This is a genomic window from Actinomadura chokoriensis (assembly GCF_039529475.1).
Taxonomy (GTDB): domain Bacteria; phylum Actinomycetota; class Actinomycetes; order Streptosporangiales; family Streptosporangiaceae; genus Spirillospora; species Spirillospora bangladeshensis.
This window is the reverse complement of record NZ_BAAAMW010000001.1, coordinates 745080-758499: the sequence shown is the minus strand read 5'-3', so window position 1 is coordinate 758499 and position 13420 is coordinate 745080. Positions and strand designations below refer to the sequence as shown.

Annotated in this window: 7 protein-coding genes; 3 read left to right on the top strand and 4 right to left on the bottom strand. The window is 71.1% G+C overall.

All coding sequences use genetic code 11. The features are described from left to right. Positions 1-258 precede the first annotated feature (258 nt). Positions 259-2214: an acetoacetate--CoA ligase gene (locus tag ABFX46_RS03630; protein ID WP_346039886.1), complete on the top strand. Its 1956-nt coding sequence runs from the start codon at positions 259-261 to the stop codon at positions 2212-2214. 30 nt (positions 2215-2244) lie between these two features. Here the strand turns inward: ABFX46_RS03630 and ABFX46_RS03625 are convergent, their stop codons facing one another. Continuing rightward, entirely contained in the window at positions 2245-2841 is a 597-nt protein-coding gene (locus tag ABFX46_RS03625; protein WP_346039885.1) for a hypothetical protein, read from the bottom strand. A gap of 182 nt (positions 2842-3023) precedes the next feature. Here ABFX46_RS03625 and ABFX46_RS03620 point away from each other — a divergent pair, with 182 nt between their 5' ends. After that, complete coding sequence (locus ABFX46_RS03620; RefSeq protein WP_346039884.1) at positions 3024-4607, top strand: serine/threonine-protein kinase; 1584 nt, start codon at positions 3024-3026, stop codon at positions 4605-4607. Between the two features lie 192 nt (positions 4608-4799). Continuing rightward, positions 4800-9641, top strand: a complete 4842-nt coding sequence (locus ABFX46_RS03615) for an NAD-glutamate dehydrogenase (RefSeq protein ID WP_346039883.1) — start codon at positions 4800-4802, stop codon at positions 9639-9641. Positions 9642-9685: 44 nt separating this feature from the next. Here the strand turns inward: ABFX46_RS03615 and ABFX46_RS03610 are convergent, their stop codons facing one another. From ABFX46_RS03610 to prfB, 3 genes are all read right to left on the bottom strand, one after another. After that, positions 9686-10483, bottom strand: a complete 798-nt coding sequence (locus tag ABFX46_RS03610; protein WP_346039882.1) for a DUF8094 domain-containing protein — start codon at positions 10481-10483, stop codon at positions 9686-9688. Positions 10484-11074: 591 nt separating this feature from the next. Then, a complete protein-coding gene (locus ABFX46_RS03605) occupies positions 11075-12058 on the bottom strand; it encodes a DUF8094 domain-containing protein (protein ID WP_346039881.1) in 984 nt (327 codons plus the stop codon). Between the two features lie 142 nt (positions 12059-12200). After that, on the bottom strand, positions 12201-13313 hold the full coding sequence (prfB, locus tag ABFX46_RS03600; protein WP_346039880.1) for a peptide chain release factor 2: 1113 nt from the start codon (positions 13311-13313) through the stop codon (positions 12201-12203). Positions 13314-13420: the final 107 nt, after the last annotated feature.

Sequence of the window (13420 nt, the reverse complement as noted above, 5' to 3'; positions counted from 1 at the left end):
GCACCCAGTGTCGGCAGGCTCGGGGAGCCGGGGAACTGGAATGCGGTTCTGTGGAAAAGCCGGGTTGTGTGGGCGGTGAGGATGACCCGGCCCAGGGGTGTGTGGGCGCACGGGGTGTTCGCGGACGGGGGTTTCGCCTGGGATAAGGCGGGGCGCCCAGCGCGTAGCGGCGGGCGGATCGGGCAGGTTGCGCGGTGTCCGGGGCCGGGCCGATATTGGGATGGCCGCGCACCGTGGCGCGGCAGGGGAGGGAGCGAGATGGCCGGTGGGGTTTCCGAGGGTTCGGCGCTGTGGGAGCCGTCGGAGGAGGTCGTCGCCGACGCGCGCGTGACCCGGTTCGTCCACTGGCTGTGGGAGCGGGGCGTCCGCGCGGAGTCCTACGACGAGCTCTGGCACTGGTCGGTCACGGAGGTCGACGCGTTCTGGGACGCGATCTGGTCGTACTTCGACGTCGTCGGCGAGCGCGGTGACGGCCCCGTCCGGACGGGCGGCCCCATGCCGGTGGACGGCCTCACATGGTTCCCCGGCGCGACCGTCAACTACGCCGCCAACGCGCTGCGCCGGGCGGAGGAGACCCCGGACGAGACCGCGGTGATCTTCCGGTCGGAGGCCGGCGGGCACCGGGTCCTGACGTACCGGGAGCTGGCGCTGCACGTCGCGGAGGTCCGCGCGGGCCTCGCGGACCTGGGCGTCGGCAGGGGCGACCGGGTCGCCGCCTATGTCCCGAACATCCCCGAGGCGCTGATCTGCTTCCTGGCGACGGCGTCCCTCGGCGCGATCTGGTCGTCCTGCTCGCCCGACTTCGGATCGTCCTCGGTCATCGACCGGTTCGCGCAGATCGAGCCGAAGGTCCTGATCGCCGTGGACGGCTACGCCTACAACGGCAAGCGGTTCGACCGGCGGGACGTCGTCGGCGAGATCGAGGCCGCCCTGCCCAGCCTGGCCGCCACCGTCCTGATCCCGTACCTCGACCCGGCGGCGACCCCCGAGGGGCTGCGGGTGGGCATGCACTACGGCGAGCTGCCCCGGCCCGACTGCGACACGCTGGAGTTCGAGGACGTCCCGTTCGACCACCCCCTGTGGGTCGTCTACTCGTCCGGCACGACGGGTCTGCCCAAGCCGATCGTGCACGGGCACGGCGGTGTGGTCCTCGAACACCTCAAGGCACTGTCGTTCCACCAGGACCTCGGCCCCGAGGACGTCTTCTTCTGGTTCACCACCACCGGCTGGATGATGTGGAACTACCTCATCGGCGGCCTCCTGGTGGGTTCCACCATCGTCATGTACGACGGCGCCCCGCTCGACCTGTGGTCGCTGGCCGCCGACAACGGCGTCACCTACATGGGTGTGGGCGCGCCCTACATAACCGCGTCCGCCAAGGAGGGACGCCGTCCCGGCGAGGAGCACGACCTGTCCGGTCTGCGCGGCATCGGCTCGACCGGTTCGCCGCTCCCGCCGGAGGGGTTCGCCTGGGTCTACGACGCGGTCGGCAAGGACCTGCTGCTCGGCTCATTCTCCGGCGGGACCGACCTGTGCACCGGCTTCGTCGGCCCGTCGCCGCTGCTCCCGCTGCGCGCGGGCGTCATCCAGTGCCGCGGACTCGGCGCCAGGGTCGAGGCGTTCGCCGAGGACGGCAAGCCCGTCGTGGACGAGGTCGGCGAGCTGGTCATCACCGAGCCGATGCCCTCGATGCCCGTCTTCTTCTGGAACGACGAGAACGGCGACCGCTACCGCGACTCCTACTTCGACATGTACCCGGGCGTGTGGCGGCACGGCGACTGGATCAAGATCCTGCCGGACGGCGGCTGCGTCATCTACGGCCGCTCCGACTCCACCCTCAACCGCGGCGGCGTCCGCATGGGCACGTCCGACTTCTACCGGGTCGTCGAGGCGTTCGAGGAGATCACCGACAGCCTCGTCATCGACACGGGGCGCCTCGGCCAGGAGGGCCGGCTGCTCCTCTACGTCCAGCTCGCCGAGGGCGCGGACCTCACCGACGACCTGGTGCGGAACCTCCGGCGCGAGATCCGCTCGTCGCTGTCGCCCCGGCACGTCCCGGACGAGATCACCGCCGTCCCCGGCATCCCCCGCACGCTGTCGGGCAAGAAGCTGGAGGTCCCCGTCCGCAAGATCCTCCAGGGCACCCCGGTCGACAAGGCCGCCAACCGCGACTCCATGGCCAACCCCGAGGTTCTCACCCACTTCACCCCGTAGGGCTTTGCAGCGTGCCGAGAACGCCGAGTCTCAGCGGGTGCGGGAGGCGGCGTAGGCGAGGATGTCGCGGCGGCGGTAGAGGCGCCGGACGCGGCCGCCGCCCAGGGGCTCCACCTGCGCCGGTTCGGGCCAGCCGGCGGGCGGGCGCTTGGCGTAGACGGTGACGCTCGTCTGGGCGAGGCCGAGGATGCGGGCCGCGTCCGCCAGCGAGACGAGGTCGTCGGGGTCCTCGGCGGCGGGCCGTTCGCCGAGGGCGCGGTACCAGGACGTCCAGGCGGCCTCGTCCCAGTACATGGCCTTGCCGGACCGGTGCGCGACGTCGGGGTGGCCGTTCGCCGCCCGGTCCGCCCACAGCTGCTTGAGGCGGTGCCGGCTGACGCCGTGCCGTGCGGCGAGTTCGTCGCGGCTCGCGAGGCCCGTCGGGACGCCGCGGGAGCGGTGCGTCGCGTACCATCGGTCCCATTCGCCGGCGTCCCAGGCGAGCTGGGAGCCGACCGTCCCGGCCGGTTCGGGGTGGCCGTTGGACGCGCGTTCGCGGTACCACTTCTCCAGCGTGCTGCGCCCGAGCCCGTGCTCGGCCATGAGGTCGGCGCGCGTGAGGACGCGGCGCCCGTCGAGCGTTGCCATGCCTCCAGTCTCGCTTGTGTGACATCGTGCGCGGCGGTATCGCTGGGGGAAGTGACGCCATTAGGGTGGTACCCCGCCGGAACGGGTGAACTTCCCTCGGGGTTCGGGCGTCACACAGTCGGAGGGGTGATCCGGGCCCGAACCAGGCGGCCCGTCGATCGAGGAGAGGGACGGTTCCACGCATGGAGGTTGGGGCGCTGCGATCCGGTGACCCGGATCGGCTGGGGTCGTACGCCCTGATCGGCAGGGTGGGCGAGGGCGGTCAGGGCGCGGTGTTCCTCGGCGTGGACGAGGACGGCCGGCAGGTCGCGATCAAGCTGCTGCATGCCGAGCTGACCTCCGACGACAAGGCGCGCGCCCGCTTCCTGCGGGAGCTGGAGGTCGCCAAGCAGGTCGCGCCGTTCTGCACGGCCCAGGTGATCGACGCGGACGCCGACGGCGACCGCCCCTACATCGTCAGCGAGTACGTGCCGGGCCCGTCGCTGAACCAGCAGGTCCTGGACGCGGGCCCGCTCGACGGCGCGGCGCTGGACCGGCTCGCCATCGGCACCGCGACGGCGCTCGCCGCCATCCACCAGGCCAAGATCGTCCACCGCGACTTCAAGCCGCACAACGTGCTGATCGGCCCGGACGGCCCGCGCGTCATCGACTTCGGCGTCGCCCGCGCGATCAGCGGCGCCACCACGCTCACCAGCCGGGTGATCGGCACCCCGTCCTACATGGCGCCCGAGCAGATCAGCGGCGACGAGGTCGGCACGCCCGCGGACGTGTTCTGCTGGGCCGCGACGCTGGTGTTCGCCGCGACCGGGGAGCCCCCGTTCGGTCAGGACACCATCCCCGCGGTGATCAACCGGATCCTGCACGAGGAGCCCGACCTCGGCGACCTCGGCGGGGCGCTGCGCGAACTGGTCCTCGACTGCCTGGAGAAGGACCCGGCTCTGCGCCCCGGCGCGCGGCAGGTGCTGATGCGGCTGCTCGGCCACGAGGAGAGCGCGGGACGTCCCGCGCCCCGGTCGAGCGCCACCGACGAGACCGCGATGCTCGCCGCCGGGTCCGTGCGCGCCGCCGAGGCCGACGACGACCTGTTCGACCCGGACCCGGTGTTCGGCGACGACCCGGTCTTCGACGATGACGACGCCGACGTGTTCGACGACCTCGAGCTTCCGGCCGCCGCGTTCCGGGACGAGGGCGCCCCGGTCGAGACCGACCCGGCCGCAGGCGAGGACGAGCGGCGGCGCGCCCCGGCCGGATGGGCCGCCGACGCCACCCTGCCGCCCGACCTCGTCCTGGTGGGCGAGCGGGGCGCCGAGGGCGGCCGCGGCGGGCTGCGGCACGCGCTCGCCGGTTCCGGGCGGTCCGCGGCGCTGGCCGGCGCCGCCGCGCTGTTCGTCGCGATCGTGGTGGTCTCGTCCGTGCTGATGCTCAGCACCGGCGACAACGGCAAGGCCGGGCAGAAGGTCAGCGACCCGAGCGCGCCGCCCGGGTCGAGCAGCGTCGTGCCGAGCATGGCGCCGCCGACGACGCACCGGCCGGAGCAGCGGACGACGGCCCCGTCCTACACGCAGAACCCCACCGGGACGGCGTCGCCGTCCGACAGCCCGACGCCGTCCACCAGCCCGACGCAGCCGGATACGCCGACCACGACCGCGCCCACGAAGTCGTCGCCGCCGCCGGTCGAGCCCACCGATCCCACGCCCGATCCGCCCGATCCGCCCGACCCGTCCGGCACTCCGGGGCCGGGCACCGGCCAGGTGAACGGCGGCTGACGTCCCCGTTCTGATACCACGGCAGGGGAATCGCCGCGGCGGCCGGGCTGCCTGGCAGGGTGGGCTCGCAGGGTGGCGCAGGCCACGTTGAGCTTGCTGCATAGCAGGTCGGCTTTGAGGTGATTCCTGGCTACGCTCATGCAGTGAGCGGCGCCACAACGAGGTGGCGAAGGGTCTCAAGGGGAGTTGTTGATGAGCGGCATGCTCGATCAAGCGAAGGACGACCTGCTCCGGCGGGCCGCTGAGACGTGCGGGCAGCGCCCGGGGGCGCGCGGTGGGGACGTGGCGGAGGTCGTCGAGTACCTCCGCCTCTACTACCGGCAGGTCGCCCACGAGGACCTGCTGGCGCGCGACCCGGCCGACATCGGCGGGCCGGCGATGGCGCACCGGGCCCTCGGCGAGGAGCGTCCGCAGGGACGCGCGAAGGTGCGCGTCTTCACGCCGACGCTGGAGGAGTACGGCTGGGACCCGGGCCACACCATCGTCCAGGTCGTCACCGACGACATGCCGTTCCTGGTCGACTCGGTGACGATGGAGCTGACCAGGCACCAGCTGACCACGCACCTGATCGTCCACCCGCTGCTCGGCGTGGACCGCGACGTCGCCGGCCACCTGAAGGCGTTCCGCCACAAGCTGGACAGCGACACCGACGTCGACGAGTCCTGGATCCACATCGAGGTGGACCGCACCAGCGACCGCGCCGTCCTCGACGCGCTGGAGAGCGACCTGCTCCGCGTCCTGCAGGACGTCCGGGTCGCCTTCGAGGACGAGGCCAAGATGCGCTCCCGCGCCGGCGAGATCGCCGCCGCGATCCAGGAGAAGCGGCCCCCGCTGCCGGACAAGGAGCTCGCCGAGGGCGTCGAGCTGCTCGACTGGCTGCGCGACGGGCACTTCACCTTCCTCGGCTACCGCGACTACACGCTGACCGGCGACGGCACGGCGCTGCGCCCCGAGCCGGGCACGGGCCTCGGCATCCTGCGCAGCGACAAGCGCGAGTCCGACAGCTTCGCGGCGCTGCCGCCCGAGGTCCGCGAGCGGGCGACGGAGAAGCACCTGCTGGTGCTGACGAAGGCGAACTCGCGCTCGACCGTCCACCGGCCCCTGTACCTCGACTACATCGGGGTGAAGAAGTTCGGCGACACCGGCGAGGTCGTCGGGGAGCGCCGCTTCCTCGGCCTGTTCACGCACGTCGCCTACAGCGAGTCGATCGCGCACGTGCCCGTCCTGAAGCGCAAGCTGGACGAGGTGCTGGAGCTCGCCGGGTTCACCCGCGACAGCTACGACGGCCAGGACCTCGTCGAGGTGCTGGAGAGCTACCCGCGCGACGAGCTGTTCCAGATCTCCGTCGACGACCTGCTGAAGATCTCCCTCGGTGTGCTGCGGCTGCGCGAGCGCCGCCAGCTGAAGCTGTTCCTCCGCAAGGACCTGTACGGCCGCTTCATGTCGTGCATGGTGTACCTGCCGCGCGACCGCTACACCACGAAGGTCCGGCTCCGCATCCAGGACCTGCTGAAGCAGGCGTTCGAGGGCGTCAGCGTCGACTACAGCGCGAACGTGACCGAGTCGCTGCTGGCGCGGCTGCACGTCGTCGTCCGCGGCGAGCGCGGCCGCCCGCTGCCGGACGTCGACGTCGCCGAGCTGGAGGAGCGGCTCGCCAACGCCACCCGCTCCTGGGAGGACGACCTCGCCGACGCGGTCGTCGAGCAGTGCGGCGAGGAGCGTTCCGGGACGCTCGGCCGCGCGTTCGGGGAGGCGTTCCCCGAGGGCTACAAGGCCGACTTCCCGGCCCGCACCGCCGTCGCCGACCTGCGCCGCCTCGACGAGCTCACCGGGGACGGCGACACCTCCATCAACCTGTACGAGCCGTTCAGCGCCGAGCCGGGCGAGCGGCGGCTGAAGATCTACCGGCTGGGCGAGCCGATCTCGCTGTCCCGGGTGCTGCCGCTGCTGCAGAACATGGGCGTCGAGGTGGTGGACGAGCGCCCGTACGAGATCCGCACCTCCGACGACCGCCGGTTCTGGATCTACGACCTCGGGCTCCGGTACGTCCCGCCGGCGGACGTCCCCGAGGAGGCCATCAAGGACCTCTTCCAGGACGCCTTCACGGCGCTGTGGCGCGGCGAGATCGAGAACGACGGGTTCAACGCGCTCGTCCTGCACGTCGGGCTGAACTGGCGCGAGGCGATGATCCTGCGCGCCTACGCGCTGTACCTGCGGCAGACCGGCATGACGTTCTCCAAGCGGTACGTGGAGCAGGTGCTGCTGCGCAACGCCTCCATCACCCGGCTGATCGTCCGGCTGTGGGAGAGCCGCCTCGACCCGTCCCTGCAGGGTGGCGAGGAGGAGCGCAGCCTCGGCATCACCGAGGAGCTCCAGGGCAAGCTGGACGAGGTCGCCAGCCTCGACGAGGACCGCATCCTCCGCGCCTACCTCGCGCTCGTCCAGGCGACGCTGCGCACGAACCACTACCAGGGCAAGCCGTACCTGGCGATGAAGTTCAACCCGGCGCTCATCCCCGACCTGCCGCAGCCGAGGCCGATGTACGAGATCTTCGTGTACTCGCCGAAGGTCGAGGGCGTGCACCTGCGGTTCGGGTCGGTGGCGCGCGGCGGGCTCCGCTGGTCGGACCGGCGCGAGGACTTCCGCACCGAGATCCTCGGCCTGGTCAAGGCGCAGGCGGTGAAGAACACCGTCATCGTCCCGGCGGGCGCGAAGGGCGGCTTCGTCGGCAAGCAGCTCCCCGACCCGTCCGTCGACCGGGAGGCATGGCAGAAGGCCGGGATCGCCTGCTACAAGGACTTCATCTCCGGCCTGCTCGACCTGACCGACAACCTCGTGGACGGCAAGGTCGTCCCGCCGCCGAACGTCGTCCGCCACGACGGCGACGACACCTACATGGTCGTCGCGGCCGACAAGGGCACCGCGACGTTCTCCGACATCGCCAACGGCGTCGCCGCCGAGTACGGGTTCTGGCTCGGCGACGCGTTCGCGTCCGGCGGGTCCGTCGGCTACGACCACAAGGCGATGGGCATCACCGCCCGCGGCGCCTGGGAGTCGGTCAAGTACCACTTCCGGGCGCTCGGCAAGGACGTCCAGAACGAGGACTTCACCGCCGTCGGCATCGGCGACATGTCCGGGGACGTGTTCGGCAACGGCATGCTGCTGTCGGAGCACACCAGGCTCGTCGCCGCGTTCGACCACCGGCACATCTTCATCGACCCCGACCCGGACGCGGCCGCGTCGTTCGCCGAGCGGCGCCGCCTGTTCGAGCTGCCGCGCAGCAGCTGGGCCGACTACGACACCGCGCTGATCTCCAAGGGCGGCGGGATCTTCCCCCGCACCGCCAAGTCGATCCAGGTCACCCCGCAGATCCGGGCCGCGCTCGGCATCGAGGACGGGGCGAAGGCGCTCACCCCGTACGAGCTGATCAGGGCCGTCCTCACGGCGCCCGTCGACCTGCTGTGGAACGGCGGCATCGGCACCTACATCAAGTCGTCCATCGAGAACAACGCCGAGGTGGGCGACAAGGCCAACGACCCGGTCCGGGTGGACGGCGCCGAGCTGCGCTGCAAGGTCGTCGGCGAGGGCGGCAACCTCGGCGTGACCCAGCTCGGCCGCATCGAGTTCGCGCGCGGCGGCGGCATCATCAACACCGACTTCATCGACAACTCCGCCGGCGTCGACACCTCCGACCACGAGGTCAACATCAAGATCCTGCTCGACCAGGTCGTGCGGGACGGCGAGCTGACCGGCAAGCAGCGCGAGGGCCTGCTCTACGAGATGACCGACGAGGTCGGGCGGCTCGTCCTGCGCGACAACTACGCGCAGAACGTGGTGCTCGCCGCGTCCCGCGCGCAGGCGCCCGCGATGCTGCACGTCCACGCCCGGTACATGCGCAAGCTGGAGCGCGACGGCCGGCTCAGCCGGCACCTGGAGTTCCTGCCGGACGACAAGGCGCTCGCGGAGCGGCGCCAGTCCGGGCTCGGGCTGACCGGCCCGGAGTTCTCCGTCCTGCTCGCCTACGCCAAGCTCGCGCTGGACGCCGAGATCGTCGCCTCCGACCTCCCCGACGACCCCTACCTGGAGTCGTGGCTGGTCGACTACTTCCCGACGCCGCTGCGCGAGCGGTTCCGCGCCTACATGGACCGGCACCCCCTGCGCCGCGAGATCATCACGACGGCCGTGGTGAACGACGTGGTCAACGCGAGCGGCTCCACGTTCGTGTTCCGGATGAACGAGGAGACGGGCGCGTCGGCGTCCGACATCTCCCGCGCCTACCTCGTCGCCCGCGACGTCTTCCAGATGCCGCGCTTCTGGACGGCGGTGGAGGGCCTCTCCCACCAGGTCGAGGAGTCGACGCAGATCGCGATGCTGCTGGAGGCGCGCAAGCTGACCGAGCGCGCCGCCCGCTGGCTGCTGCACAACCGGCGGCCCCCGTTCGACATAAGGGAGAGCATCGACTTCTTCAGCGGCGGCGCCGCGACCCTCGGCGCGCACGTGTCGAAGCTGCTCGTCGGCCTCGACCTGGCCGCGTTCGAGCAGCGCCGCGACGGCTTCGCCGAACTGGGCGTGCCGGACGAGCTGGCCGAGCAGTGCGCCGCGTTCGTCCCGGCCTACTCCACGTTCGACCTGGTCGGCGTCGCGCACGACACGGGCCGCCCGGTGGAGGAGGTCGCCGAGGTCTACTTCGACCTCGCGGACCGCCTCCAGCTGTCCCGCCTGCGGGAGCGCATCATCGCGCTGCCCCGCGACGACAAGTGGCGCACGCTGGCCCGCTCCGCGCTCCGCGACGACCTGTACGCGGCGCACGCGGCCCTCACCCGGGACGTCCTGATCACCAGTGAGCCCGGCGGCCGCCCTGAGGAGCGCATGATCCTCTGGGCGGAGAAGAACAAGCCGGCCGTCCAGCGCGCCCAGCAGACGCTGAGCGAGATCTGGGAGAGCGACAGCTTCGACCTCGCCACCCTCTCGGTGGCCCTGGGCGCCATCCGCACCCTGGTCACGGCCAGCTCCCTGCCGAGCAGCGAAGCGTAAGAGATCATCGGCGCCCGCCCCACCCCGGGGCGGGCGCACGCTTCTCAGCCCGCGGACGCCAGAGAAACCGACTCACCCAGAACACGGGCTTTACCCGAAGACGGCGCATACCCGAGGGCGAGCCACTGCCAGGAGACGCGCAGTGCCTTCTCAGGCTTGTCGCCGTTCTTCTCCAGATAGTCGCCGACCTCCGCAGGAAGGGTGCCTTCCGTACCGTCGGTGAGCGTCTGCTCCTGCCTCAACCCGTACCAGACGAGCGACCCGCCGTCCTGAGTGCGCAGGGCATAGGACGTGCCGGGCCCAGGGGTGAACGTCGCCGGCTCGGCCGTCCAGTCACCGACCTTCTTCGTCCGGGCGTCCCGCGAATAAGTGTCCGGCACCACGGCGCTCTCGTCACCGTCCGCAAGGTACTTCGCATGCGCTGCCGGCAGCCCGCGATCGGGTGCCGGAATCGCATACCCCTCCTGGTCGTACGCGAGTTGCGGCGGCTTCCCCTGAAACGTCAACCAGTGCGCCGCGCGCCACTCATCACCCTTCTTCGCCTTCACGAAAACACCGAGAACCTGCTGGTCCTCGCCACCCGACCGCTCCAGCCCCGCAACCCCGAACCACCTGGGGAGCCCGTCCAGGCGCGGCACGTAGAACACCGGATTCGATAACGAGATCTTCGCTGACGCGGGCAACTTCCCATAGGTACGCACGCGCGCACTGACAGGAGCCTCCAGCGCCCCCATCACCGCCTCGCGCCACAGCCCCACATCACCCGACGTGATCGCCTTGTTGTGCCGCTCCGTCCACTCCCGGAGCACCGTGACCGACTCATCAGCGGTAACCGCAGGCACACCACCAGGCTTTTGAGCCCCACCCCCAGCACCCGCCCCAGAAGCCGAACACCCGGCGACCAGCGCGGCCAAAGCCACGAAAGGCACAAGGCGCACAACCCACCCCGGCAGACGATTGATCAGACTCGCCGCGCAAGTGTAGAACGTCCGCCCGCCCAGGCGGCAGCCTGCTAGCAACGTACGTGGCCAGGGCCTTACCCGGACGGTGGGATCACCGGGCCCGTTGGCCTTTGTTGGTCGGGTAGGGGCGCGCAGACCTCAGCCACCGCCGCAACCACGCGACGACCTCAATCCGCGCGATCGCGACCGAAGGCAGGTTCGAGCGAAGCGAGAACCTGATCGCGCAGCGAGCCGCTAGGCGAGTCGGATGCGATGCAGCGATCGCACAGCGTTTTTCGACGATGGAGGGCCGCCAGGCCCGAAGGAGGAGAAGAAGGCGAAAAACACAGCGATCGCACAGCGTTTTTCGACGATGGAGGGCCCTCTAGGGCCCGAAGGAGGAGAAAAAAGCAAAAAAACACAGCCGTCGGGTGCCGGGGCGGTTCCGCTGCAGCGGTCAGAAGAGCGGGACTGCCCGGCACCCGACGGAGATCAGGAGCCGTGCGCCGCGACGGCCTTGCGGTACATGCCGTTGACCGTGGCGCGGCCCTTGGGTGGAACGGTGGCCAGGTACTGCACGAGGACGGTGGTGTCCATGCGCGTCTTGGCGGCCTTGGCCGGGGCGAGCCCGACAAGATCCCCGCTCACCGCCAACCTGCCCCGTTTCGCCGCGGAGTACGCCTCATTCTGCTTCAGGACATACCAGACCACCGCGCCGCGGTCCTTGGTGCGCAGCGCGTACGTCCGGTAGGAGGCGGGGGAGAAGCGGGACGAGAGCGTCACGCCGCGCTTCGCCAGGGTCTGCTCGCCCTGCTTGAGCGCCTTGTAGGTCTCGTTGGTCTTCGCCCCGTCGGCGAGCAGTGCGGCGCCGGACGCGCCGGGCCCGCTCGTGAGCAGCGCGGCGTGCGCTTGCGGCAGTTTCTCCGGGGCGACCGCGAGGTCCTTCGCGCCGGGGTCGACGGGCGTGGCGAACCCGTCCGGGTCGAGGGCGATCGTGGCGAGGGACGGCGCGGACGGGAACGGGTCGGCGGTCAGCAGCCACGGCGCCCCCGCCTTGGCCTGCGTGAACAGCATCGCGTGCCGCAGCGCCCGGTCGCCCTCGCCCGTGACGGTGTCGGCCGCGAACCAGTGCGGGTAGCCGGTCAGCCGCGGGATGTAGAACGTCGTGTGCGAGAAGGCCAGCTTCGGCGGGCGCTTGCGGACGGCCCGCCGGAGCTTGAGCGCGGCCGCGTCCATCGACAGCTGCGGATCGGCCTCGATCGCGCGCAGGTGCCTGCCGCTGAGCCGCTTCCCCGCGCGGTTCGCCCCCGCGGCGTAGGAGGTGAGCACCTGCTGCGCCTGCGCCTTGCTCAGCGCGGGCGCCCCGGCGGCCTTCGCCGCCTCGGCGGGCGCGCCGCCGCCGGAGCAACCGGCGGACAGCGCCGCGGCCAGCAGGCAGCCGGGCACCAGGATCGGAACGTGCGTGCGTGCGGCCATGAAGCCCCCCGAATGGCGACGGTGATCCGGACCACGCGCCATCCTCGCAGAGTGACCGTGCAGTCACTCTGTGAATGCGGAACTCCGCCCGAAAGACACCGCCGAGAGGACCCCGCGGCAGGTCAGGGGCGGGCCGCCGGGGTCAGACCGCCGTCTCCTGCTGGCGCATCCAGCGGATCTCGGCCTCGATGAACTCGTCGAGGTCGCCGTCCAGCACCGCGGAGGGGTTGCCCGCCTCGACGCCGGTGCGCAGGTCCTTGACGATCTGGTACGGGTGCAGCACGTAGTTGCGGATCTGCGTGCCCCAGCTGCTCGTCCCCTCGCCGCGCAGCTCGGACATCTTCGCCGCCTCCTCCTGGCGCTTGCGCTCCAGGAGCTTGGCCTGCAGGACGTTCATGGCCGTGGCCTTGTTCTGCAGCTGGCTGCGCTCGTTCTGGCAGGACACCACGATCCCGGTCGGGATGTGGGTGATCCGCACCGCGGAGTCGGTGGTGTTGACGCCCTGGCCGCCCGGCCCGGACGACCGGTACACGTCCACCCGCAGGTCGCTGTCGTCGATGTCGACGTGGTCGCTCTGCTCCACGACGGGGACGACGTCGAGGCCCGCGAACGAGGTCTGCCGCCGGCCCTGGTTGTCGAACGGGGAGATCCGCACCAGGCGGTGCGTGCCGTGCTCGCCGCGCAGCGTCCCGTACGCGTAGGGGGCCTTCACCGTGAAGGTGGTCGACTTGATCCCGGCCTCTTCGGCGTAGGACGTCTCGTAGACCTCCGTCGGGTAGCCGTGCCGCTCGGCCCAGCGCAGGTACATGCGCTGGAGCTGCTCGGCCCAGTCGGCCGCGTCCACGCCGCCGGCCTGCGCGTTGATGGTGACCAGCGCCTCACGGGCGTCGTACTCGCCCGACATGAGCGTGCGCACTTCCAGCTGCTGGACGGCCTTGTGCAGCGCCGCGAGCTCCTCGTCGGCCTCGGCGCGCGTGTCGGCGTCGTCCATCTCGCTGGCCAGCTCGTAGAGGGTGCCGGCGTCGTCGAGCCGCTGCCGGAGGCCCTCCACCCGGCCCAGTTCGCTTTCGAGGTGCGACAGGCGGCGGGTCACCGACTGGGCGCGCTCCTGGTCGCTCCACAGGTCGGGGTCGGCCGACTGCTCGCGCAGCTCGGCGATGTCGCGCCGCATGCCGTCGAGGTCCAGCACCTGCTCGATGCTGGTGAGCGTCGTGCCGAGCTCCTTGAGCTGCTCTTCCGGATCGATGCCTGCCACGGTCCGAGCTTATCGCCGTTATGCAGTGGCCTTGCCGAGATGCGTACGCTTCGCGGTAACGTCCGTGCACCGGCCGATATCGTGTCGATGGCAGAATCACGGGCCGG

What these genes read in the sequence shown, in the direction of transcription:
- ABFX46_RS03620 (WP_346039884.1), top strand. Translation starts at nt 3,024, where the DNA reads ATGGAGGTTGGGGCGCTGCGATCCGGTGACCCGGATCGGCTGGGGTCG.
- ABFX46_RS03625 (WP_346039885.1), bottom strand. Translation starts at nt 2,841, where the DNA reads ATGGCAACGCTCGACGGGCGCCGCGTCCTCACGCGCGCCGACCTCATG.
- ABFX46_RS03615 (WP_346039883.1), top strand. Translation starts at nt 4,800, where the DNA reads ATGAGCGGCATGCTCGATCAAGCGAAGGACGACCTGCTCCGGCGGGCC.
- ABFX46_RS03630 (WP_346039886.1), top strand. Translation starts at nt 259, where the DNA reads ATGGCCGGTGGGGTTTCCGAGGGTTCGGCGCTGTGGGAGCCGTCGGAG.
- ABFX46_RS03605 (WP_346039881.1), bottom strand. Translation starts at nt 12,058, where the DNA reads ATGGCCGCACGCACGCACGTTCCGATCCTGGTGCCCGGCTGCCTGCTG.